We start from the raw sequence: 21,775 nt of genomic DNA on the forward strand, positions 1-21,775 counted from the left end.
GCTACTCCCCGCGCAGGAAAAAGCGGTCCAGGGCCTGCATGGACAGGTGTACGTAGGTGGGCCGGCCATGGTTGCACTGTCCGCCCCGCTCGGTGCGCTCCAGGTCCCGCAGGAGCGCGTCCATCTCCTCCCGGGTGAGGCGCCGGTTGACCCGCACGGAGCCGTGGCAGCCCATCTCCGCCAGCACCTCGTTGGCCGCCTCGGCCACGGGGGCCCCGGAGCCGTACCGGGCCAGGGTGTCCAGCGTCCGTTCCAGGAGGAGCCCCAGGTCGGCCTCCGCGAGCATGGCCGGTGCCTCCCGGATCAGGGCGCGGCGCGGTCCGGCGGGGTCCACCTGGAAGCCAAGGCGCTCCAGGGTCCCGGCCTCCTCCTCCAGGAGGACCATTTGCCGTTCGGCGAGATTGACGGCAACCGGCACCAGCAGCGCCTGGCGCTCCACCCCTTCCTCCTGGTAGGCCCGCTTCAGGCGCTCGTAGGTGATCCGCTCGTGGGCGGCATGCTGGTCCACCAGCACCACCCCGTCCTCGGTCTGGGCGAGGATGAAGGCCCCGTGGATCTGGGCCAGCGCGTGGCCGAGGGCCGGGGCACCACCCTCATCCGCGCTCCCGGGGGATTCCGGCCCCTCCCCGGGCCCGGCCTCCGCTTCCTCGACGGCGGGCGCCAGGGCTGCGGACCCGTAGAGCTCCGCGTAGGCGGCGGAGGCCTCGCGCAGGCCGAGACGCGCCTGGCCCCCCGCCGGAGGGGAACCCGAGCCATCCGGCCGCCCGCCGGGGCCGCCTGCGGACCCCGGCGCGGGCGCCCTTTCGGCCTGCTCCCGGCGGGCCGCGGGCTCCCCCGGGCGAACCGCCCCCAGGGCCTCCTCCACCGCGTGGCGGATGAAGGCATGGATCCGCCGGCCGTCGGAGAAGCGCACCTCGTGCTTGGTGGGGTGGACGTTGACGTCCACTTCCGCGGGATCCACCTCCAGGAACAAGGCGTAGGCGGGGTGGCGGTCCTGGTAGAGCACGTCCCGGTAGGCCTCCGCCACGGCATGACCCAACAACCGGTCCCGCACCGGGCGCCGGTTCACGAAGAAGTACTGCTGGTCCCGCTGGCCCCGGGCGGCGGTGGGGAGTATGACCCAGCCCGACAGTCGCAGGCCGTCGCCACTGTCCTGCACCAGGTGCACCGCGTTCTCGGCGAACTGGTCCCCCAGCAGGCGCCCCACCCGGCGCTCGGCGTCCTCCCAGGTCTCCACCGCCGGCAGCTGGAAGTGGCTGCGGCCGTTGTGGGACAGGATGAAGGCCGTGTCCATGGTGCCCAGGGCAGCCCGGCGCACCGCCTCCACCACGTGGCTGAGCTCGGTCTTCTCGGTGCGCAGGAACTTGCGCCGGGCGGGGGTGTTGTGGAACAGGTCCCGGACCTCCACGGTGGTGCCCGGCGGATGGGCCGAGGGGACCACCTCCAGCCCGTCCGCACCAGGAGCCACCTTCACGCCCTCCTCCCCGCCGGCCTCGCGGGTGGTGAGCGTTAGACGCGACACGGAGGCGATGCTCGGCAGCGCCTCCCCCCGGAAGCCGAGGGTGGCGATCCGGCTCAGGTCGGCGACGTCCCGGAGCTTGCTCGTAGCGTGAGGAGCCAGGGCGCGCGGGGCCTCCTCGGGGTCCATGCCCTGCCCGTTGTCCCGCACCCGGATCAGCTTCCCGCCGCCCTGCTCCACCTCGATGGCGATGCGGTCGGCCCCCGCGTCCAGGCTGTTCTCCACCAGCTCCTTGACCACGGAGGCGGGGCGCTCCACGACCTCCCCGGCAGCGATCTGATTGGCAAGGTGCTCGGGCAACTGGCGTATGGACATAACGGGTCGTTCGGGGCAGGGGTCCGGAGACCGTGTGGTTGCGGGGCGGCGCCCCTTCCGGGGCGCCATTCTAACCCCTCAGGGAATCTCCAGCACCTTCCCCACCAGGAGCGTGGAGCCCTGGAGGTCGTTGGCCTTCTTGATGGTGGAAACGCTCGTCTGGTGGCGCTCGGCGATGGACCAGAGGGTGTCCCCCTCCTGCACGGTGTATTCGATGGCGGAGCCATTCCCGCTGGCGATCATCGGCTGCATGCCCCGTTCCTTCAGGAAGCGGGCGCTGCCGTTGGCGACCGCCCGGGCGATGCGGTTCTGGTACTGGTCGCTCTGGAGGCGCCGCGCCTCCTCCCGGTTGGAGATGAAGCCAGCCTCGATGAGGATGGACGGGATGTCCGGGGACTTCAGGACCCGGAACGGGGCCTGGCTCACCTCATCGCTGTGCAGCCGGGTGAAGCTCTCCAACTGATCAAGGATGCCGCTTCCCAACGCCAGGCTGTCGCTGATGGTGGCCGTCTGCGACAGGTCGAGGAGTACCGAGGCCACCACCTCGTCCACCTTCCCCAAATCCACCCCCCCAGCCAGGTCCGCCTTGTTCTCGCTGCGCGCCAGCCAGGCCGCCGCCTCGTCGGTGGCCCCTTTGCGCGACAGGGCGTACACGGAGGCCCCCCGGGCATTGGGGGTGTGGAAGGCGTCCGCGTGGACGGACAGGAACAGGTCCGCGTTGGCCTCCCGGGCCATCTTCGTCCGCTCTTCCAGCTCCACGAAATAGTCTCCGTCCCGGATCAGGAAAGTCCGGACACCCGGCTTCCTGTCAAGCTCCCGCGCCACCCGCTTGGCGAGCTCGAGCACCACGTCCTTCTCCTGCACCCCACCGGGGCCGATGGCCCCGGGATCCTCGCCGCCGTGCCCGGCGTCCACGGCCACCAGCACCTCGTCCGCACCGGTGCGCTCGCGGGCCTCGGCCACCGGGCGATCGCCCCCCTCCTCACGGTAGAGGTCGATCACCAGACGGTGTCCGTGCCGGCCGTGGGGTTTGAGCTGGAAGGTCTTGGGCTTGACGTCCTGCCGCAGGTCCATCACCACCCGGAAAGTGCCGCTTTCCGGATAGCCGGTGCGCACGGCTTCCAGGACGGGGTCGGGGAGCTCCAGATCCTCGGGGTCGGCCCGGCTCTCCACCCCTTCCAGGTCCACCACCACCCGGGCAGGGTCCTTGAGGCGGAAGAGGCGATGGTCCACCTGGCCGTCCAGATCCAGGACCACCCGGGTGTGGTCCGGGGCCGTCCACATCCGGATATCCCTTACGGTATTTCCGCTAGCGGCAAGGGACCACGGGAAAAGAATTACCATTATAAGGGCCATCCCCAGGAAACGGCCCGGAATCTTAATCCGCATCGGTATCCCCGCCATAGCCGGTGAAAGCCTCCACCAGGGAGCGTCCAGCCTCGGATCCCGCCTTCAACCGGATCCTCCGGCCCTCGGCATCCAGGTAGCTGGTTTCAATAATTGCGTCCGGAGGGGGCAGGACACCCCCGGCCCGTTCCGCCCATTCCAAAATACAAATGCATCTCGGGCAAAAGTACTCCTCGGCCCCAAAAAATTGCAACTCTTCAGGGTCGGACAGCCGATACAGATCAAAATGGTAAATGGGTCCGGCATACCCTTTGTACGGTTCCACCAGCGTATAGGTGGGACTCTTGATGGGGCCCTCGACCCCCAGTCCGCGCAGCAGTCCGCGCACGAGGGTGGTCTTGCCCGCTCCGATCTCCCCGCGCAGGTGGATGACCATGCCCGGGCGCAGGGAGGCGGCCAGATGCTCCCCCAGCCCCTCCTGGACCCGTTCCCCCTCGATGCGGCGCTCCGCTTCCAAGGACGCTATCCCCGCTGGCTGAGCGCCCGGATGATGTCGGTGTTGGTGACGATCCCGAGGAGCTTCTGGTCCTCATCGAGTACGGGAACGATGTGGATGTGGTGCTCGGACAACAGGGTGGCTACCTCCGAGAGATCGGCCTCGGGGGTCACGTAGTCCACGTCCCGGGTGCACAGGTCCCCGGCGGTGGTGGCGGTGGCCTTGCGCAAGTCCTCCTCGTACTGTTTGACCCCCGAGATGGGGATCAGGGTGTCCAGGATGGTGATCATGGTGGGCAGATGGATGCGCTTGTTGCTGTCCACCAGGTCCGAATCGGTGACCAGGCCCACCAGGCGGTTGTCTTCATCCACCACCGGGACGCCGTGGTGCTGCGTCTCCAGTAGCAGCTCGGCCACCTCCTGGACTCCGGTGTCCTCGGTAACGGTTACCGGGTCCGGGGTCATGATCTCGCGTGCTTTGGGCATGCTTGCTCCGTTCTAGTTGTTGGCCGCTGCGCGGGGTGCAGGGACAAGCTCCGCCCAGACCCCGGGCAGCGCGTCGGCACATTCCGTGGCGGTGTATCCGAAGGGCCCACGCTCCTCGGCAACCCGGTCGGCCGCCCGTCCGTGGGCCCAGACGGCGCGGCAGGACGCCTGGAAAGCATCGCCCCGGTCCGCAGCCAGGCGGGCCGCCACGATCCCGGTCAAAACGTCCCCCTGGCCGGCCATGGCCATCCCCGGATTGCCGGTGGGATTCACCGCGTAGCGGCCATCCGGGGCGCGGACAACGGAACCCGCGCCCTTCAGGCAGCACACGGCATCGTAGCGTTCCGCGATCCGCTGGGCGGCCTCGAAGCGATCCGCCTGGACGCGGCCGGGCTCCGTCCCGAGGAGCCGCGCGGCCTCCCCGGGGTGGGGGGTGAGCACCGTCGGGGCGTCCCGGCAGGCCGCGGCCTCGACCAGATGCGGGTGCTCCGCCAGCAGGTTCAGGCCGTCGGCGTCCACGACAACGGGTACGGGTTGGGCCAGGGCGTCTTCCAGCAGGGTGAGGGCCTGGGCGGAGCGCCCCATCCCCGGCCCCACCGCCAGGACCCCGGACCGCGCGGTGGCCGCCTCGGGCAACCCCGTGTCCGAATCCCACGCCGCGGTCATCAGCTCGGGGCGACTGGCGGTCGCCTGCGCGGAGGCCTCCCGCGGAAGGCAGCATACCACCCACCCGGCTCCGCCCCGCAGGGCCGACCAGGCGGCCATGACCGCGGCGCCGGTGGTCCCGGTCGCCCCACCGGCCACCACCACGCGGCCGAAATCGCCCTTGTGGGCGTTCCCGCGCCGCGCCTCGAGCCGTAGGGCCGCGGCGACCAGGCGACGGCCCGCGGCGGGCCGGGCGGAACGGATCCCCTCGGGAATGCCCAGCCCTTCGAAGCGCACTTCCCCGGCGGTCCCGGGCCCCTCGGCGGTGAACAGGCCCCGCTTCAGGCCGACGAAGGTAACCGTCAGCTCGGCCGCGGCAGCCACCCCCAGAACCTGCCCGGTATCGGAATGGAGCCCGGAGGGAATGTCCACGGCCACCACCGGGGCCGTGTCCGCGTTTGCCGCCTCGATGAGCTCGCGGTAGGGCGGACGGACCTCCCGATCCAGGCCGGTACCCAGCAGAGCGTCCACCACCAGATCGTACCCTGCCGGGGAGGCGGAGGCCGGCAGTACCTCGCCGCCCTCCTCCCGCCAGCGCCGGGCGGCCTGGGCCGCATCCCCCTGCAAACGGTCGGGGTCCGAGGCGGCGATCAGGTCCACCCGGCATCCCCGCTCGCGGAGCCGGCGCGCCACCACGTAGCCGTCACCGCCGTTGTTGCCGCCCCCGGCCAGGACCACCACGCGGAGCTCGCCAATCCGCGGCCAGCGGGTGTCGATGGCGTCCACGACCCCCTCCCCGGCCCGCTCCATGAGCACCAGGCCCGGGATGCCGGCGTCCATGGCCGCCCGGTCCAGACGGCGGACCTCCTCAGCGGTGTAGAGACGATCTTCCATGCGCCATACCTCGCCTGCTGGGCACCGGGCCGGCGAAGGGGCCCGGTTTGACCCGCCTCTGGGCCAATGGTACCTGTTCCAGGATATAACGGATCCCGGCGGTACGCCCGGCCGGCCAACCCCAACGGAGCCGATCCCATGGAACTGACCGATAAACGCTGCGCCCCTTGCGAGGGCGGCACCCCTCCCCTCTCCGGCGAGGAGGCCCAGTCCCTGCTCCAGGAGCTCAACGCCTCTGCCGAGGCCCAGAAGACCCCCTGGACCGTAACCGCGGACGAGCGGCAGCTCAAGAAAGGCTTCAAGCTCAAGAACTTCGTGGAGGCGGTGGACTTCGTCAACCGCATCAAGGACGTCGCGGAGGAGGAGAGCCACCACCCGGACCTGGAAGTGGGCTACGGCAAGGTGGTGGTCCGCCTGACCACCCACGCCATCGGCGGCCTCTCCGAGAACGACTTCATCCTCGCCGCCAAGATCGACGCCCTGCGCTCCTGAGTCCGGCCCGCTCCCCACGCCCATCCGGCTCCAACCCGGCCTTGCCAAGCGCCTCCTCCGGCCCCATCTTCGTATTTCCCCACCCTGGCAAGGAGCGGAGCCGGATGTCGCGGATCCTGATCGTCCTCGGTGTCGTCCTTATCGCCGCGGGCCTGCTCTGGCCCCTGCTCCAGAAGGCGGGGCTGGGCCGCCTTCCGGGGGACATCGTCATCCAGCGGGACAACTTCCACTTCTACTTCCCCCTCACCACCTCCATCCTCATCAGCCTGCTGGTCAGTCTGGTGATCTGGCTGTTCCGGAAATAGAACACCCCAAACACCGGTGGACGGCGGGGGCTGACGAGGAATTCCGAGCACGGAGTAAAAAAAGGCCGCCCCCGGAGGGACGGCCCAATAGGACACGGGCGGGGAACGGCTCAGGGACCGTGCACCTCTCCGGCCTCCGGTTCCTCGCTGGGCTTGCGGCTCATCATGTCGCTCCGGGTCACCCCGAGGACCAGCGCGAGCGGGGCGCCGACGAAGACGGAGGAATAGGTGCCGATCAGCACGCCAGTAATCAGGGCGGTGGCGAAGCCGTGGATCACGGGACCGCCCAGGAAGAACAGACTGAGCAGCACCAGCAGGGTGGTCGAGGAGGTGACCACCGTCCGGGCGAGGGTCTGGTTGACGCTGGCGTTCATCACCTCCTCGGTCCCCGCCTTGCGCATCTTGCGCAAGTTCTCGCGGATCCGGTCGAACACCACGATGGTGTCATTGAGGCTGTAGCCGATCACCGCCAGCACCGCCGCCACCACGGGCAGATCAAACTCCAGACCGGTGAGGGAGAACACCCCCAGAGTGATCAGGACATCATGCAGCAGGGCGGCCACGCTGCCCACGGCGAAACGCAGCTCGAAACGCCAGGCCACGTAGATCAGGATGCCGATCAGGGCGTAGAGCAAGGCCATGAGGCCCTGCTGGGTCAGCTCCTCCCCCACCTGCGGGCCTACGAATTCCACCCGGCGCATTTCCACCGAGACCCCCTCGGGGGCCCCGGTACGCAGGGCCTCGAGGACCTCGTTGGAGACCGTGGCCGAATCCCGGCCCTGGGTGGTGGGTACCCGCACCAGGATGTCCTCGGGGGCCCCGAAGGTCTGCACGATGACCCGGTCGATCCCGGTCGCGTGCAGGTCCTCGCGCACCTCCGCCACCGAGATCTCCTGGCTGTAGCCCACCTCCACCAGGGTGCCGCCGGTGAAGTCGATGCCGAAGTTCAGCCCCTTCGTCAGGAGGCTGCCCATAGCCACCAGCAGGAGCAGGATGGAGAAGGCGAAGGCCTTGCGGCGATGCCCAAGGAAGGGGAAATGGGTGTCCTGGGGTACCAGGTGCATGGCTCAGCCCTCCCCGATGGATAGCCGCGCGAGCCGACGGCGGCCCACGGAAAGATTGATGATGGCCCGGGTCACCATGATGGCGGTGAACATGGAGGTGAGGATGCCCACCGACAAAGTAACGGCGAAGCCCTTCACCGGGCCGCTGCCGAACTGGAACAGCACCAGGGCCGCGATCAGGGTGGTGATGTTGGCGTCAGCGATGGTGGACAGGGCCTTGCCGTAGCCGGCGTTGATGGCGGCGTGGGGGGTGTTGCCCACGCGCACCTCCTCGCGGATGCGCTCGAAGATCAGGGTATTGGCGTCCACGGCCATGCCAACGGTGAGCACGATACCGGCGATACCGGGCAGGGTCAGGGTGGCCTGGAGCAGGGACATGACGGCCACGATGAACACCAGGTTGAGGACCAGGGCCACGTTGGCCACCAGGCCAAACAGCCGGTAGTACACGGCCATGAAGGCCACCACCAGCAGGAAGCCGATGACGATGGAATTGAAGCCCTGCTCGATGGAGTCCTGGCCCAGGGTCGGGCCCACGGTACGCTCCTCCACCACGTGAGCGGGCGCGGGCAGCGCCCCGGCCCGCAGCATCAGGGCCACGTCGTGGGACTCCTCGGGGTTCTCCATGCCGGTGATCTGGGCCCGGCCGCCCCCGATCCGCTCCTGGATCACCGGGGCGGTGATCACCTCCTCGTCCAGGAGGATGGCCATGCGCTGGCCCACGTTGTCCCCGGTGAGGCGGCCGAACAGCCGGGCGCCGCGGGAATCGAAGCTCACGTGCACCAAGGGCTGGTTGTTCCGCTGGCTGAAGCCGGCCCGGGCGTCGGTGATGAACTCCCCGGACAGGGCGGTGCGCTTCTTCAGCAGGAAGGGCTGGCCCTCCTGGCGGCCGTAGTAGATGTCGGAACCGGGCGGGGGACCCTCCTCGAGGGCCTTTTCCAGGTTGTGCTCCTCGTCCACCAGCTTGAACTCGAGCTGGGCGGTGGAGCCCACCACCTCCTTGGCGCGCGCGGTGTCCTGGATGCCGGGCAGCTGGACCACCACCCGGTCCTCGCCCTGCTGCTGGATCACCGGCTCGGAAACGCCGAGCTGGTTCACGCGGGTGCGCATGGTGGTGATGCTCTGCTCCAGCGCCCACTCCTGGAGCCGGTTGCGCTCCTCGGGGGTGACCCGCGCCTGCAGGAACTCCCCGCCGCGCTCGCTGGGGGACAGGCTCAGCTCCCGGTACTGATTCTGGACGACATCCTGGGCCTTCTCGGCCTCGGCGGGGCTGTCGAACTTGAGCCGGAGGTAGGTGTCCTTCGCCGATTCCACCAGCTGTACGTCGCGATAGCGGACCTCCGCCTCGCGGAAGGCCGTGCGCAGGTCATCCACATAGCGCTCGTAGGCCCGCTCCACGGCCTTGGCCACCTCCACCTCCATGAGGAGGTGCACCCCGCCGCGCAGGTCCAGGCCGAGGGCCATGGTCTTGCCGCCGACGGCCTGGAGCCAACCGGGCACCGCGGACAAACGCATGGGCCCCACCGCGTGGTTGTCCAGCTGCGTCTGGAGGATGTCCCGGGCTTCCTCGCGCGTCTCGCGCTCGTCGAACCGGACCGCCACGCCCCGGTCCCGCCGCATGATGCCGCGGTATTCCACGCCGGAGTCGTCGAGGGCGCTCTTCACCTCCTCCAGGTCCACATCCCGGGCCTGCCCCTGGGTGGAGCTCACCAGGAGGCCGGGGTCGGTGCCAAAGAAGGTGGGGATGGCATACAGGATCGCCAGCAGGATGGCGCCGGCGATTACCGCGTACTTCCAGAGGGGATATCGGTTCATGACGGGCGGTCAGTCCTTGAGGGTGCCTTTGGGCAGGACGGTCTGGATGCTCTCCCGCTGGGACTTTACCCGCACCCCTTCGGCGAGCTCCACGGTTACGGCGTCGTCGTTGACCCGCACCACACGGCCGTAGAAGCCGCCGCCGGTGATCACCTCGTCGCCCTTCTCCAGGTTCTGGACCATCTCCCGGTGCTGCTTCATCCGCTTGCTCTGCGGCCGGATGATCAGCAGGTAGAAGATGACGAAGATGAGGATCAGGGGCACCAGGGTGGCCACGAAGCCGGGGCCCTCCGCGGCGCCGCCTGCCTGGGCGTGGGCCGTACCGATCCACTGGAAAGTCTGCGCCATGGACGACTCCTTAGCTGGTTCGCTCAAGCGGGCAATGGTAGCGGTCGACGCCCCGGATTCCAAATCCTTCCTGGCGCCCGGCTGGCTCTGGAGGCTGAGGGGGTGCTAGAATGCGGTCCCCATGCCGGGGTGGCGAAATTGGTAGACGCGGCAGACTCAAAATCTGCTGGGCTTCGGCCCGTGCCGGTTCGAGTCCGGCCCCCGGTACCATCTTCCGAAGCGCCTCCGCCCGGGGCCCCCGGGCGGGTCCTTCTTCGCCTCCCGCGACCGAACTTCCCCGCCGCCCGGGGGACCGACGCGGATTCCCTGCTAGATCGGGCAGACCAGGTCGCCCAGCTGCTCGGTGAGCTTGAGGTTCTCCCGGGCGTCGATGGGTACCTCCATGATCACCGGCCGGTCCTGGTCCACGGCCCACTGCAGGGCGGGGCGCAGCTCCTCGCTAGTGGTGACCCGCGCCCCCAGGGCCCCGAAGCTCTCCGCCAGTTTCACCCAGTCCGGATTGCCGAACCCCACCTCCGTGGAGTGGCCGTAGCGACGCTGTTGCTTCCACTCGATCAGCCCGTACATGCCGTCGGAGAACACCAGCAGCACGAACGGCGTGCCCAGCCGCACCGCCGTCTCCAGCTCCTGGATGTTCATCAGGGCGCCCCCGTCCCCGGCCACGGCCACCACCCGGCGCTCCGGGCGGGTCAGCTTGGCGGCGATGGCGCCCGGCAGGGCGATGCCCATGGAGGCGAAGCCGTTGCTGATGATGCAGGTATTGGGGACCGAGGACGGGAACATGCGCGCCACCCAGACCTTGTGCGCCCCCACGTCGGAGACCACGATGTCGCGGGGATCGAGCACCCGGTGCAGGTCCCACAGCACCCGCTGGGGCTTGAAGGGCACCGAGGTGTCCTCGTTGTGGGCGCGCAGCTCCCGCATCACCGGATCGTGGAGCTGGGGGATGATGTTGTCGGCGCGCGGGGCCACCGCCTCCGCCAGGTAGTTCAGGGCGCTCTCCAGATCCCCCACCACCTCCACCTCGGTGGTGTAGTGGGAATCCAGCTCCGCCGGCGTCTGGGCGATGTGCAGGATGGGCTTTTCGCGGTTGGGGTTCCAGCTCTTGGGGGCGTACTCGGTGGCGTCGTAGCCCACGCAGATGATGGCGTCGGCGGCCTCGAAGCCGCACGCCACGTAGTCCCGCGCCTGGATGCCCGCGGTCATGATGGCCAGGGGGTCGTTGTAGGGGAACACGCCCTTGGCCATGAAGGTATGCGCCACCGGGATGTTCAGGCTGCGGGCGAAGTAGCGCAGGGCGTCGGAGGCGCCCGCACGGATCACGCCGTTGCCGGCCAGGATCAGGGCGTTGCGGCTGCGGGACAGGAAATCGGCGGCCTGCTCCAGCTCCTGCATGGGCGGCTCGGGCCGGGGCAGCGGCTGAGAGGACAGCGGGGTGGCATCGGCGCGCACCGGCGCGTCCGCCACGTCCTCGGGGAGGTCCAGGTGGGTGGCCCCGGGTTTCTCCAGGGCGGCCTCGCGGAAGGCGTGGCGGACCATCTCCGGCACCACCTCGCCCCGCTTGATCTGGGCGTTCCACTTGGTGATGGGGCGGAACAGGGAGACCAGGTCCAGGTACTGGTGGGATTCCTTGTGGGTGCGGTCGAGGCTGGCCTGGCCGGTGATGGCCACCAGGGGGGCCCGGTCCAGGTCCGCGTCCGCCACGCCGGTGATCAGGTTGGTGGCCCCGGGCCCCAGGGTGGAGATGCAGACCCCCGGCTTCCCGGTGAGGCGCCCGTGGACATCCGCCATGAAGGCCGCCCCCTGCTCGTGCCGGCAGGTGACCACCCGGATGGAACTCTCCCGGAGGGCCTCGTAGAGGGCCAGGGTCTCCTCGCCCGGCAGGCCGAAGACAAAGCGCGTATTTTCGTTCTCGAGACACGTGACCAGGCATTCGGCGCTGTTCATCGGGGCCTATCCATTGTCCGCCGCCGGCCCGGCCGTCGAGGGAGGCGTCTCAGGCGGCCCGCTCGGGAACCCCGGAGGTGCGGCGAATCCGGTTCCGCTCGTCCACCCAGACGATCCGCGGCTGATGCTCCTCGGCCTCTTCCTCCGCCAGCCCGGCGTATGCGCAAAGTATCACCAGATCCCCCACGGAGGCCTTGTGGGCCGCGGCGCCGTTCATGGAGATGACGCCCGAGCCCCGCTCCCCGCGGATGGCGTAGGTGGCGAATCGCTCGCCATTGCTGACATTGTATATCTCCACCCGCTCGTACTCACGCAGGCCGCTGGCCTCCAGCAGGTCGGCGTCAATCGCGCAGCTGCCTTCGTAGTCGAGGTCGGCGTCGGTTACGGTGGCGCGATGGATCTTGCTCTTCAGCAGGGTCAGCTGCATGGTCCCCTATTCCTCCAACGTGCCGTCGGACGGACCGAATTCCAGGTTATCGATCAGACGGGTGCCGCCCAGGTAGGCGGCGGCCAACAAGACCCGGGGCCCGGCCAGGTCCGTGACCTCCGCCAGGTCCTCCCGCCTCCGGACCTCCACGTACTCCGGCTCCATACCGCACTCCTCGAGCCGGCGCCGGGCCTCCCCCTCCACTTCCCGCGCGTCCATGCTTCGCGCCTCCACCGCCCGCACCGCCTCCTGCAGGGCGCGGTACAGGCAAGGCGCGGTCTGGCGCTCGGCGGGACTCAGGTAGCCGTTGCGGGAGCTCAGGGCCAGGCCGTCCGCCTCGCGGACGATGGGCGCTGCCTCGATAGCCACGTCCAGCAGCAGGTTCCGCGCCAGCCGGCGCACCACCACCCACTGCTGGTAGTCCTTCTTGCCGAACACGGCGTAATCGGGACGCGCGGCGCACAGCAACTTGGCGACGATGGTTGCCACCCCGCCGAAATGCCCCGGGCGGCCGGCGCCGCACAGGCCCTCCGTCACCCGGTCCACCGTCACCGCCACCGCCGAGGGCCCGTCGGGATAGACCTCGGCGGTGCTCGGCGCGAACAGGACGTCCACCCCGGCGGCGAGCAGCCGCTCGCGGTCCGTCTCGAAGGTACGCGGGTAGTCCTCGAAGTCCTCGCCGGGGCCGAACTGGGTGGGATTGACGTAGACGGACACCACCACCCGCTCGGCCAGCTCCCGCGCGCGCTCCACCAGGGCCATGTGCCCGGCGTGGAGGTTGCCCATGGTGGGCACCAGGGCCACCCGGTCACCCGCGCGGCGGTAGCCCGCCAGGACCTCCCTCAGCTGTGCAACAGTGTAGGTGGCGTACATGAACGATCCGGCGCTACTCGAAGCTGTGCTCATCGGCGGGGAAGGCGCCGCTGCGCACCTCGCGGCAGAAGCCGCCCAGGGCGTCGCGCACCGCCCCGGCACCGTCCATGTAGCGCTTGGCGAACCGGGGCTGCAGGCCCTCGAACAGCCCGAGGGCGTCCTGGAGCACCAGCACCTGGCCGTCGCAATCGGGGCCCGCGCCGATGCCGATGACGGGGATGTCCACCGACTCGGTGACCCGGCGGGCCACCTCGCGGGGCACCGCCTCCAGCACCAGCGCCCGCGCCCCGGCCCGCTCCAGGTCCATGGCCTCCTCCACGAGGGCGGCGGCCTGATCGGGGCTGCGGCCCTGCACCCGGTAGCCGCCGAGCTGGTGGACGGACTGGGGGGTCAGCCCCAGATGGCCCATGACGGGGATGTCGCGCTCCTGGAGGAAGGCCACCGTCTCCACCATGGGGCGGCCGCCCTCCAGCTTGACCATCTCGCAGCCGCCCTCGGCCATGAGCCGGGCGGCGCTGTCCAGGGCCTGGGCGGGGCTGGCCTTGTAGGCCCGGAACGGCAGGTCGGCCACCACCAGGGCCCGGGAGCGCCCGCGGCTCACGCAGCGCGTGTGGTAGACCATGTGGTCCAGGGTCACCGGCAGCGTGGTGGCCTCCCCCTGCACCACCATACCCAGGGAATCGCCCACCAGCAGGATGTCCACCCCCGCCTCGTCCGCCAGGCGGGCGAAGGTGTAGTCATAGGCCGTGACGGCCACCAGGGGCTCCCGGTCGCCGCCGCTCTTGTGCAGCCCGTCAACGGTTAGCGCGCTCATCCTCGGGCATTCTCCGGGCGTTTCCCGGCCCACGCGGGGCCTTCCACCGGCTCGACGCGCCCCGCGTCCGCGCAGGCCCGTTCCAGATCGGCGATCCGCTTCCCGTCCGGGAGACGGAAGTCCGGGGCGATCTCGGCCCAGGGGACCAGCACGAACCGGCGCTCCCGGAGACGGGGATGGGGAAGGGTCAGCGAGGCGGTCTCCACGGTGCGGGCGCCCACCGCTAGCAGGTCCAGATCCAGGCAGCGCGGGCCCCAGCGCGGCCCGTCCCGGTGGCGCCCCAGCTCGGCCTCCACGGCCAAAAGCCGCTGCAGCCATCGTTCGGGCAGCGGCTCACCATGGAACAGGGCAACGGCGTTGAGAAAATCGGGCTGTTGAGTGTAGCCCACGGGCCCGGTCCGGTAAAGGGAGCTCACCCGGGCCAGATCCCCCGGCACGACGGCCTCCAGACGGGCCAGGCCCCGGCGCAGCAGCTCCCGGGAATCCCCCTGGTTGCTGCCCACTCCCACGAACACCTCAGCCATCGCCGTTCCCTCCCGCGCGCACCAAGTCCCGCTCCTCCTCCGCGCTGGCCACCTTCCCCGCCGCCCGGGCCCGCGCCAGGGCGCTCAGCCATCGGCCCACCTCCGGCCCCTTGGGCACGCCCAGCTCGATCAGATCCACTCCGGTAAGGGCGCTCCGGGTCCCCCGCAGGTGCTGCACATAGCGGCTCACGGCCTCGCGCACCCCGCCGTGGCCGGTGGCCGCCATCAGGGCCAACAACCCTTCCAGGGAAAGGGCCTCCAAGTGGTCGAAGACCCCCGCGGGATCCTCCGGGGACAGGCGCCCTTCGGCCACGGCGCGCTCGAAGGCCGCGGCCCGGTCGCGGTCCTCGGCCAGGCGCTCCGCGTCCCGCGCCCGCACCTCGAAGCCCAGCAGCACCGCGCGCAGCGCCTCGGGCTCCAGCTTCCAGACCAGCAGCAGCGTCATCACCTTCCAGGCCGCCGGCGCCTCCGCCCGGAAGAGAAGCCGGTACCAGTCCAGCACCTCCCGGCCCTCCCCCAGCCGCCGGACGGCGGCCTCCTGCTCGCCTTCCAGGGAGGGATGGACGAAGCACAGCATGCCCAGCTCCCCCAGGCGCCGCACCCCCTCCACCGCCCGCGGCGTTTCCAAGAGGTAGCGCAGCTCGCGGAAAAGCCGGTGCCCCGACAGCCGGGCCGGCAGATCCAGGTCCACGGCGTTGCGGATCAGGCGCAGGCTCTGGGCGTCGATGTGGAAGTCGAGCTCGGCTTCGAAACGCACCGCCCGCAGGATGCGGGTGGGGTCCTCCACGAAGGACAGGCTGTGCAGGACGCGGATGGTGCCCTGGCGGATGTCCTGCAGGCCGCCGAACAGGTCCAGCAGGCGGCCGAAGCGCGGGCCGTCAAGCTCCACCGCCAGGGCGTTGATGGTGAAATCGCGCCGGAACAGATCCGCCTTGATGGAGCCGGTCTCCACCTCCGGCAGGGCGGCCGGATAGGGGTAGTGCTCGATGCGGGAGGAGGCCAGGTCGAGGCGCTGGTCCCCGGGGCCCACCAGGACGGCGGTGCCGAAGCGCTGGTGGGCGTGCAGGTGCCAGCCCCCCTCGTCGGCGAAGCGTTTGCCGAGGGCGATGGCGTCACCCTCCACCACCACGTCCACGTCGGTGTTGGCGCGATGGAGGATGATGTCCCGCACCAGGCCCCCCACCAGGAAGGCGCGCTCCCCCGCCTCGGCGGCCAGCTCCCCCAGCCGCTCCAGGGCGGCCACGGTCCGGTGGGGCAGCATCTCCCGCAGGCGCCCGGCGAGGTTGCGGCGGCTACCCCCGTGGCCGCCGGAGGCCAGGGGCTCCGGCAGCTCGGGGCTCTCCTCCCGCCAGCTGCGGATCAGGTCGGAGCGGGTCAGCACCCCGGCCAGCCGCCCCTCCTCCACCACGCCCACCATGGGGTAGTCCCGATCCAGAACCCAGCCCTCCGCGGCGTGGATGGAATCGTGCGGGCCGAGGGTCGGCAGGGGGGCCGCGTATTCGCGCAGGGACTGCTCGCCCAGGCCGTGGGCCCGGGCCCGGCCAAGCATGGCCTGATCCACCCAGCCCACGGGCCGGGCCTCCGCGTCCACCACCGGCATCCGGGCCAGGGGGTACCGGCCCAGGCGCTCGGCGGCAGCGGCCACGGTCTGTTCGGCGGCTAGGCTGTGCACCTGGCGGGTGGCGAGCTCCCCCACGGTTCGCGGATGGCCGTGCAGCCGCCGCAGCACCTCCACGAGCCGCTCTCGGGCCTCCGCCAGGGGCACTCCCGGAAGCGAGGCGGAAGCGGCGTGGGCGTGGCCGCCCCCGCCCAGCTCCCCCAGCACCTGCCCCACATCGGGACCGCCGGGGCGGGCGCGGGCGATGACGAATACCCGGCTCCCCTGCTGGATGAGGGCGAAGAAGGCCGCCGCCTCCACGCTGTCCATGAACCGCTGCACCACGTTGGCGGCGTCCTGAACCTCCTCCTCGTCCCGCACCGCGGAAAGGAGGACGTCGGGGCGCAGGCCGGAGACGGGCTCGGCGTTTTCCAGCAGCTGGTCGAGGAGATGGATCTGGGCCGGGGCAAGCTCCTGGCGCAGGAGGCGCCCGACAAGGGGCAGGTCCGCCCCCTGCTCCTGGAGCCAGCGGGCCGCCTCGAAGTCCGCCGCCGTGACCCCGGCGAAGGTGAGCATGCCGGTGTCCTCGTAGACGCCCGCGGCGAGCACCGTGGCCTCGGCGGGGGTCAGGGTCGCGCCCTCGCGCCGAAGCCGCTCCACCATGCCGGCGGTGTTGGAGCCGGCCTCGATGGCCACCACCTCGGCGTGGTCGGGCAGCTCCCTGCCCCCGTGGTGGTCATAGACTACCAGTCGGCGGCGGGGATCCTGGGCCACCTCGGCGAAAGGCCCCAGATGGTCCAGGTCGCGGGTGTCCACCACCACCAGGGTGCGGATGGCCTCCGGGTCCACCTCCCGGGCGTCCAGGACCCGCGGCGCCTCGTCGCCCAGACGGGCCAGGAGCCAGCTCGCGGCGGGCTCGGCGCCGTGCGCCAGGACGGGAACGGCGCCCTCCTCCAGGTGCGCGGCCGCCACCATGGACCCCACGGCATCGAGGTCGGCGTTGGGGTGGCTGGTGGCCACCGTGGCGGGGTGCTGGCGGGCCATGGGGGGTCCGGCCGAGCTAGGCGGACTGCCGGTTGCCGTTGCGGTTCTGTCCGCCCCCCTTGAGGCCCACCATCTTGGGCCGCTGGGACTCGGGGGCGTCCATCAGGTCCTGCCACCAGCGGACCAGCTCGGGGTCCGCCTCGCCGGAGCGCCCGCGCAGGGCCAGGAAGTCGAAACCGGCGCGGAAACGGGGGTGGCCGAGCAGGCGGAGGGCACGCTTGCCCCGGCTGCGCTCCATGCGCCCCTGCAGGGCCCAGATCTCCCGCACCCCCTCAGCGAACCGCTTGGGCAGGGCCACGTGGCGGGTCTGCCGGCGCAGGATGCGGCCGGCGGCCTTCTGCATGGCGTCCTCCGGGGGATACCCCTCCTCCTCCAGGACGGCGCGCTCCCGCTGCAGGGGATGCCAGAGCAGGGCGGCGAAGAGGAAGGCCGGGGTCACCGGCAGATCGCCCGCCACCCGGCGGTCCGTATCCTCGAAGACGTGGGTGAGGAAGGTGTGGGGGAAGTTGTTCTCCTCCTCCTCGAGCAGGCCCGCCGTCTCGGGGAAGACCCGCTCGAAGAGCCGGAAGCGGCGCAGGAGCTGATAGGCGCCCACGCTGGTTCCCGACAGGAAGAGCTTGTTCACCTCCTCGAACAGGCGCGCCGCCGGGACGTCCTCCAGCAAGTGGCTCATCCGGGTGATAGGCGCCGCGGTGTTCGCCTCGATGAAGAAGCCCAGCTTGGCGGCGAAGCGCACCGCACGCAGCATGCGCACCGGATCCTCGCAGTAGCGGGTCGCCGGATCGCCGATGAGGCGCAGGCGCCCGGCCCGCAGGTCCTCCAGCCCGCCCACGTAGTCCACCACCGAGAAGTCGTCGATGTTGTAGTACAGGGCGTTCACGGTGAAGTCCCGGCGGAAGGCGTCCTCCTCCAGGGTGCCGTAGACGTTGTCCCGGAGGATGAGGCCCTCCTCGGTACGCACCTTCCCTTCCCCTTCGGCGTCGGAGCCCGAGCCGCGGAAGGTGGCCACCTCCACGATGTCGCCCTTGAAGTGCACGTGGGCGAGGCGGAAGCGGCGCCCGATCAGCCGGCAGTTGCGAAAGACCTCCCGCACCTCCTCGGGCCGCGCGTCGGTGGCGATGTCGAAGTCCTTGGGCTCGCGGCCCAGGAGGAGATCGCGGACGCTGCCGCCGACCAGATAGGCGCCGTAGCCTTTGCCGTGCAGACGGTAAAGGACCTTGAGGGCGTTGGGGCAGATCTGCTGGCGGGAGACCTCGTGCTCCGGGCGGGGGATGATGGGGTCCCGGCCCTCGGCTTCCGCGGTCGGGGGTTGAGCAGCGGAGCTTTGGTTCATCTCTAACTCGATAGGCGCATCCGGGTTTTCTGGATGGGGCAAATATGTCATGGTCAAAGGGTAGCCGAGCGAAGGGGAAACGTAAAACCTCGGCGGGAAAAACCGCCCTCCGGATCCCGGCAAGGGTTGAACATCCGGATGCATCTCATTATACTTCCTCACGCATTGCGACGCTCCCATCGTCTAGCGGTCTAGGACGTCGGCCTCTCACGCCGAAGACAGGGGTTCGAGTCCCCTTGGGAGCGCCATACAAGCGCTGCTTGAAGCCCCGGCAACCGCCGGGGCTTTTTTCGTCTCAGCCCCGGGGATGGTGGCTGGCGTGCAGCGACTTGAGCCGTTCCCGCGCCACGTGCGTGTAGATCTGCGTGGTGGAGAGGTCGCTGTGCCCCAGCAACATCTGTAGAGACCGCAGATCCATGCCGTGGTTCAACAGGTGGGTGGCGAAGGAGTGGCGCAGGGTGTGCGGGGACAGGGGCTTGTCGATGCCCAGCTCGCGGGCGTACTTGCGGATCCGGTACCAGACCGCCTGGCGGGTCAGCCCGCCCCCGCGCCGGGACACGAACACCCGGTCGCTGGCCCGGGTCTCCAGGAGCGCGGGGCGGGCGTGGTCCAGGTACCGGCCCAACCAGCCCAGGGCCTCCTCGCCAAGGGGCACCAGGCGCTGCTTGCCGCCCTTGCCCGTGACCATCACGTAGCCCGCGTCCTGGCGGAGCCTGCCCAGCGGCAGGCCCACCAGCTCCGACACCCGCAGGCCCGTGGCGTACATTACCTCCAGCATGGTGCGATCACGCATCCCCAGGGGATCGCCGGGATCGGGGGCGTTGAGCAGGGCCTCTACCTCCGCCTCGGTAAGGGTATCGGGCAGGCGGGCATCCAGGCGGGGCGGCTCCACCTCCCGGCAGGGATCCTCCCGGAGGCACCCCTCGTCCAGGAGGTGGCGATAGAAGCGCCGCAGCGTGGAAAGCTGCCGGGCAATGGTGCGCGGCTTGACCCCGGACCGCATCTGCATGGCCATGAAACCGAGCACCTGCTCCCGCCGCACCTGGTCCAAGGGGGTTCCCTCCCCCAGCCACTCCGCGAAACGGCGCAGGTCCCGGCCATAGGCCGCCAGGGTGTTGTCGGACAGACCGGCCTCAAGCCACAGACGGTCGAGGAACCGCTCCACCAGCTCCCCGCCGGACTGTCCCCTATGGGGCTCAGACGCCATCGGCCCGCCAACCCTCCTGCTCCAGGAGCCACCGCTTGATCCGGGGACCCGCGCCCACCGCCTCCCCGAGGTACCCGCCGGGGCCCGCCCGGCCGACGACGCGGTGGCAAGGCACCAGCAGGGGCCAGGGGTTGGCGGCGGCGGCGTTGCCCACCGCCCGAGGCGAGCTGCCAAGGTAAGCGGCCAGCTGCCCGTAGGTCAGGGGATGCCCGGGGGAGATGGCCCGCATGTATCGCCAGACCCGGCGCTGGAAGCGGGTAGCGGGCACCGGGGCCAGGGGCACGCCGGTGGGAAGGGTACCGGGGTCGCGGAGGTAGGCCTCCAGGGAGGCCCGGGCCCGGTCCAGGATCAGGGGGGTGCCGGCGGCCGATGGCTTGGCGGTGGGCCCTTCGGGCAACCAGCGGATGCGGGTGATGCCCCGGCCCTCCCCGTGAATGGCGAGGGACCCCACCGGGGTGGGGAGGATCAACTCCGTTTCAGGGCCGCTCGGAGTCTTCAACCGCCTCTCCCATCAGACGGTTCATGCGCCGCTGGATGGCCCGGTCCTGGCTAGCGGTGCCGGTGCCCAGCAGGTCCCGAAACAGCCGTCGGGCCTCCTCCGTGCGGCGGGCCTTGGCCAGGGAGCGGGCGGCCTGAAACCGCGCCGTGCGGCCCCAGCGGTCCGCCACGCTTCCCGGCCGGTGGGCGGCAGAACGCAGGAAGAGGTTGGCGGCCTCCCGGTGCTCACCCAGGCCCGCCCGGCATTCTCCCATCCAGTAGAGCAGCTCTCGCCGCGCCTTGTCCTTCTCCACGGCCTCGTAGACCCCCCGGAATACCTCGAGGGCGGTGGCATAGCGCTCCGCCTGCTGGAGATCGAAGGCCACCTGGAGAAATTGCTGGCGGAACTGGGAGTCGCTTAGGCGGCCGGGCTCGTCGAGGATCCGCTCCAGGTCCTCGGCTCCAGCCGCGTACCGGCCCAGCCGGACGCGCAGGCGGGCACGGGTCAGCCACCAGGGGGCCGCCTTCACCTCCTCGGGCAGTTCCTCGACGCGATCCATCCAGTACAGGGCGTCCTCGAGCCGCTCTCCCGCCTGGGCGATCCGGCCCAGGTGGACCCGCACCAGCGGGGAGAGCGCCTCTCCTCCCTCGAAGGCCGGCCCCTTCCGGTAAAGCAGCGAGGCGGTTCCATCCAGGCCGGCCTCCTCCAGCTCCCGGGCCAGGCGGAGCCGGGCGTCCGTGCGGGCCTCCGCGGAGCCCCCGAGCAGGGCCACGTGGGCCAGCAGGGCCCGCCCTTGGGGACCGCCGAGCTCATCGGCCCGCTCGATCCAGGCGGCGTCCTCCCCCGCCGGAAGCTCCTCCTCGCTCCCCAGGAGCTCGCCGAGCTGGAGGTAGGCCTCCCAGGTACGCTCCACCACGGCGGCAGGCTGCGGTACGCCCTCCTGCAGGGCCCGTTCCAGGGCCGCCACGCGCGCGTCCAGGCCCTCTTGCTCGCCGGCAAGGTCCGCCACCAGGCGCCAGGCCCGTCCAGGCTGCGGATTCCCGGATTCCTCGGCCCAGGCCTGGGCCTCCTCGTAGGCCTCCCCTGTCCGGTCCAGGGAAGCGAGCAGCCGGATGCGGAGGGGTCGGCCTTCCGGATGCCGGGGCTCCTCGCCCAGCAGGGCTAGGGCATCCTCCTCTTCCCCGGCCCGCATGAGGATGCGGGCCTGTTCGGTGGCCACGGAGGACTCCTCTGGGGGACCGCCCCCTTCCACCTCCCGATGCCGGCGCAGGGCGGTGGCCGCGTCCTGCCAGCGCCCCTCCGCGGCATAGGCGCGGTAGATCTGCCGCAGCCATTGCGGAGCCTCCGGGGCTCCCGGGTGGGCGGCTACCAGACGCGCCAAGCGGCGCCGGGCCTGTGCGGGCGAACCGGCCTCCAGCTCCGCCTCGGCAGCCTGCAGCCGCACCCACCGCCGGAGCTCGGCGCTGGCGGATTCGGGCACGGACTCGGCGAACCGGCCAAGCTCCTCCACCGCCCCTTTCTGCCGCAGGGCCTGGGCGCGCAGACGAGCCCAGCGCTCCCAGGCAGCTTCCCCGGGCTCCGGCGGCTCCTCGGCCAGGGTCTCCAGGGCGAGACTACCCAGCCCGGAGGCCACCTGGCTGGCCGCGGTATCCAGGTCGGCGGCCGACGCCCCGCCGGGGCCGCCGAGCCCCGGAAGCAGGCCCATGGCCGCCAGGGTGACGGCCACAAAAAAACGCGGAGGGCCACCCTCCGCGTTAACCGGCCGTTCCGTCCCCAGCCTGCGCCAAGCGGGCAGCCGCCCGGTAC

At 70.7% G+C, this 21,775-nt stretch carries 20 protein-coding genes and 2 tRNA genes; 4 read left to right on the forward strand and 18 right to left on the reverse strand.

The window, feature by feature from the left end; genetic code table 11:
- Position 1: 1 nt before the first annotated feature.
- The 5 genes from mutL to AN478_RS08740 form a co-directional block, all read right to left on the reverse strand.
- The gene (gene mutL, locus AN478_RS08720; protein ID WP_054966224.1) at positions 2–1,834 is read right to left on the reverse strand and encodes a DNA mismatch repair endonuclease MutL; all 1,833 of its coding nucleotides are present in this window, start codon (positions 1,832–1,834) and stop codon (positions 2–4) included.
- Between the two features lie 78 nt (positions 1,835–1,912).
- Positions 1,913–3,118, reverse strand: a complete 1,206-nt coding sequence (locus AN478_RS08725; protein WP_176758716.1) for an N-acetylmuramoyl-L-alanine amidase — start codon at positions 3,116–3,118, stop codon at positions 1,913–1,915.
- Positions 3,119–3,212: 94 nt separating this feature from the next.
- Positions 3,213–3,698: a tRNA (adenosine(37)-N6)-threonylcarbamoyltransferase complex ATPase subunit type 1 TsaE gene (gene tsaE, locus AN478_RS08730; RefSeq protein WP_054966226.1), complete on the reverse strand. Its 486-nt coding sequence runs from the start codon at positions 3,696–3,698 to the stop codon at positions 3,213–3,215.
- A gap of 5 nt (positions 3,699–3,703) precedes the next feature.
- A complete protein-coding gene (locus tag AN478_RS08735) occupies positions 3,704–4,162 on the reverse strand; it encodes a CBS domain-containing protein (protein WP_054966227.1) in 459 nt (152 codons plus the stop codon).
- Positions 4,163–4,174: 12 nt separating this feature from the next.
- Positions 4,175–5,701 (reverse strand): NAD(P)H-hydrate dehydratase, encoded by a 1,527-nt coding sequence (locus AN478_RS08740; protein ID WP_054966228.1) that lies wholly within the window; start codon positions 5,699–5,701, stop codon positions 4,175–4,177.
- A gap of 138 nt (positions 5,702–5,839) precedes the next feature.
- On the opposite strand from AN478_RS08740, the gene AN478_RS08745 reads away from it, so the two are divergent.
- The gene (locus AN478_RS08745; protein ID WP_054966229.1) at positions 5,840–6,193 is read left to right on the forward strand and encodes a 4a-hydroxytetrahydrobiopterin dehydratase; all 354 of its coding nucleotides are present in this window, start codon (positions 5,840–5,842) and stop codon (positions 6,191–6,193) included.
- A gap of 104 nt (positions 6,194–6,297) precedes the next feature.
- Positions 6,298–6,498 (forward strand): DUF2905 domain-containing protein, encoded by a 201-nt coding sequence (locus tag AN478_RS08750; protein ID WP_054966230.1) that lies wholly within the window; start codon positions 6,298–6,300, stop codon positions 6,496–6,498.
- A gap of 110 nt (positions 6,499–6,608) precedes the next feature.
- Here the strand turns inward: AN478_RS08750 and secF are convergent, their stop codons facing one another.
- From secF to yajC, 3 genes are read right to left on the reverse strand one after another with little or no spacing between them, the layout of a single operon-like run.
- A complete protein-coding gene (secF, locus tag AN478_RS08755) occupies positions 6,609–7,562 on the reverse strand; it encodes a protein translocase subunit SecF (RefSeq protein ID WP_054966231.1) in 954 nt (317 codons plus the stop codon).
- Positions 7,563–7,565: 3 nt separating this feature from the next.
- The gene (gene secD, locus AN478_RS08760; RefSeq protein ID WP_054966232.1) at positions 7,566–9,377 is read right to left on the reverse strand and encodes a protein translocase subunit SecD; all 1,812 of its coding nucleotides are present in this window, start codon (positions 9,375–9,377) and stop codon (positions 7,566–7,568) included.
- 9 nt (positions 9,378–9,386) lie between these two features.
- A complete protein-coding gene (gene yajC / locus AN478_RS08765) occupies positions 9,387–9,725 on the reverse strand; it encodes a preprotein translocase subunit YajC (protein WP_054966233.1) in 339 nt (112 codons plus the stop codon).
- A gap of 123 nt (positions 9,726–9,848) precedes the next feature.
- Here yajC and AN478_RS08770 point away from each other — a divergent pair.
- Positions 9,849–9,935, forward strand: a tRNA-Leu gene (locus tag AN478_RS08770).
- A 99-nt stretch (positions 9,936–10,034) separates the two neighbouring features.
- Here AN478_RS08770 and AN478_RS08775 read toward each other — a convergent pair.
- From AN478_RS08775 to pcnB, 7 genes are read right to left on the reverse strand one after another with little or no spacing between them, the layout of a single operon-like run.
- Entirely contained in the window at positions 10,035–11,672 is a 1,638-nt protein-coding gene (locus AN478_RS08775) for an acetolactate synthase large subunit (RefSeq protein WP_054966234.1), read from the reverse strand.
- A gap of 49 nt (positions 11,673–11,721) precedes the next feature.
- The gene (gene panD / locus AN478_RS08780) at positions 11,722–12,099 is read right to left on the reverse strand and encodes an aspartate 1-decarboxylase (protein ID WP_054966235.1); all 378 of its coding nucleotides are present in this window, start codon (positions 12,097–12,099) and stop codon (positions 11,722–11,724) included.
- Between the two features lie 6 nt (positions 12,100–12,105).
- Positions 12,106–12,972: a pantoate--beta-alanine ligase gene (panC, locus tag AN478_RS08785; protein WP_054966236.1), complete on the reverse strand. Its 867-nt coding sequence runs from the start codon at positions 12,970–12,972 to the stop codon at positions 12,106–12,108.
- 13 nt (positions 12,973–12,985) lie between these two features.
- Positions 12,986–13,786 (reverse strand): 3-methyl-2-oxobutanoate hydroxymethyltransferase, encoded by an 801-nt coding sequence (gene panB, locus AN478_RS08790; RefSeq protein WP_054966237.1) that lies wholly within the window; start codon positions 13,784–13,786, stop codon positions 12,986–12,988.
- Positions 13,783–14,310: a 2-amino-4-hydroxy-6-hydroxymethyldihydropteridine diphosphokinase gene (folK, locus tag AN478_RS08795; protein WP_054966238.1), complete on the reverse strand. Its 528-nt coding sequence runs from the start codon at positions 14,308–14,310 to the stop codon at positions 13,783–13,785. Before folK ends, panB begins: the two co-directional genes overlap by 4 nt.
- Entirely contained in the window at positions 14,303–16,951 is a 2,649-nt protein-coding gene (locus AN478_RS08800; protein WP_054966239.1) for a CBS domain-containing protein, read from the reverse strand. The genes folK and AN478_RS08800 overlap by 8 nt, the downstream gene beginning before the upstream one ends.
- A gap of 16 nt (positions 16,952–16,967) precedes the next feature.
- Positions 16,968–18,284, reverse strand: coding sequence for a polynucleotide adenylyltransferase PcnB (gene pcnB, locus AN478_RS08805; RefSeq protein WP_054966240.1), 1,317 nt, complete (start codon positions 18,282–18,284; stop codon positions 16,968–16,970).
- A gap of 172 nt (positions 18,285–18,456) precedes the next feature.
- On the opposite strand from pcnB, the gene AN478_RS08810 reads away from it, so the two are divergent.
- A tRNA-Glu gene (locus AN478_RS08810) sits at positions 18,457–18,532 on the forward strand.
- 47 nt (positions 18,533–18,579) lie between these two features.
- Here AN478_RS08810 and xerD read toward each other — a convergent pair.
- Genes xerD through AN478_RS08825 form a run of 3 tightly spaced genes read right to left on the reverse strand, consistent with a single transcriptional unit; the run spans position 18,580 to position 21,695 of the window.
- Positions 18,580–19,491, reverse strand: a complete 912-nt coding sequence (xerD, locus tag AN478_RS08815; protein WP_054966241.1) for a site-specific tyrosine recombinase XerD — start codon at positions 19,489–19,491, stop codon at positions 18,580–18,582.
- Positions 19,481–19,990 (reverse strand): methylated-DNA--[protein]-cysteine S-methyltransferase, encoded by a 510-nt coding sequence (locus tag AN478_RS08820; protein WP_143004047.1) that lies wholly within the window; start codon positions 19,988–19,990, stop codon positions 19,481–19,483. Before AN478_RS08820 ends, xerD begins: the two co-directional genes overlap by 11 nt.
- The gene (locus AN478_RS08825; RefSeq protein WP_054966243.1) at positions 19,968–21,695 is read right to left on the reverse strand and encodes a tol-pal system YbgF family protein; all 1,728 of its coding nucleotides are present in this window, start codon (positions 21,693–21,695) and stop codon (positions 19,968–19,970) included. The genes AN478_RS08820 and AN478_RS08825 overlap by 23 nt, the downstream gene beginning before the upstream one ends.
- Between the last annotated feature and the right edge of the window lie 80 nt (positions 21,696–21,775).

The organism is Thiohalorhabdus denitrificans (genome assembly GCF_001399755.1).
Classification (GTDB): Bacteria; Pseudomonadota; Gammaproteobacteria; order Thiohalorhabdales; family Thiohalorhabdaceae; genus Thiohalorhabdus; species Thiohalorhabdus denitrificans.

Bases quoted from the DNA above. Each gene is read 5' to 3' on its own strand.
- AN478_RS08745 (WP_054966229.1), top strand. From the start codon at position 5,840: ATGGAACTGACCGATAAACGCTGCGCCCCTTGCGAGGGCGGCACCCCT.
- xerD (WP_054966241.1), bottom strand. From the start codon at position 19,491: ATGGCGTCTGAGCCCCATAGGGGACAGTCCGGCGGGGAGCTGGTGGAG.
- AN478_RS08740 (WP_054966228.1), bottom strand. From the start codon at position 5,701: ATGGAAGATCGTCTCTACACCGCTGAGGAGGTCCGCCGTCTGGACCGG.
- secF (WP_054966231.1), bottom strand. From the start codon at position 7,562: ATGCACCTGGTACCCCAGGACACCCATTTCCCCTTCCTTGGGCATCGC.
- folK (WP_054966238.1), bottom strand. From the start codon at position 14,310: ATGGCTGAGGTGTTCGTGGGAGTGGGCAGCAACCAGGGGGATTCCCGG.
- yajC (WP_054966233.1), bottom strand. From the start codon at position 9,725: ATGGCGCAGACTTTCCAGTGGATCGGTACGGCCCACGCCCAGGCAGGC.
- AN478_RS08725 (WP_176758716.1), bottom strand. From the start codon at position 3,118: ATGTGGACGGCCCCGGACCACACCCGGGTGGTCCTGGATCTGGACGGC.
- AN478_RS08750 (WP_054966230.1), top strand. From the start codon at position 6,298: ATGTCGCGGATCCTGATCGTCCTCGGTGTCGTCCTTATCGCCGCGGGC.
- AN478_RS08800 (WP_054966239.1), bottom strand. From the start codon at position 16,951: ATGGCCCGCCAGCACCCCGCCACGGTGGCCACCAGCCACCCCAACGCC.
- AN478_RS08775 (WP_054966234.1), bottom strand. From the start codon at position 11,672: ATGAACAGCGCCGAATGCCTGGTCACGTGTCTCGAGAACGAAAATACG.
- pcnB (WP_054966240.1), bottom strand. From the start codon at position 18,284: ATGAACCAAAGCTCCGCTGCTCAACCCCCGACCGCGGAAGCCGAGGGC.
- panB (WP_054966237.1), bottom strand. From the start codon at position 13,786: ATGAGCGCGCTAACCGTTGACGGGCTGCACAAGAGCGGCGGCGACCGG.
- secD (WP_054966232.1), bottom strand. From the start codon at position 9,377: ATGAACCGATATCCCCTCTGGAAGTACGCGGTAATCGCCGGCGCCATC.
- mutL (WP_054966224.1), bottom strand. From the start codon at position 1,834: ATGTCCATACGCCAGTTGCCCGAGCACCTTGCCAATCAGATCGCTGCC.
- panD (WP_054966235.1), bottom strand. From the start codon at position 12,099: ATGCAGCTGACCCTGCTGAAGAGCAAGATCCATCGCGCCACCGTAACC.
- AN478_RS08735 (WP_054966227.1), bottom strand. From the start codon at position 4,162: ATGCCCAAAGCACGCGAGATCATGACCCCGGACCCGGTAACCGTTACC.
- panC (WP_054966236.1), bottom strand. From the start codon at position 12,972: ATGTACGCCACCTACACTGTTGCACAGCTGAGGGAGGTCCTGGCGGGC.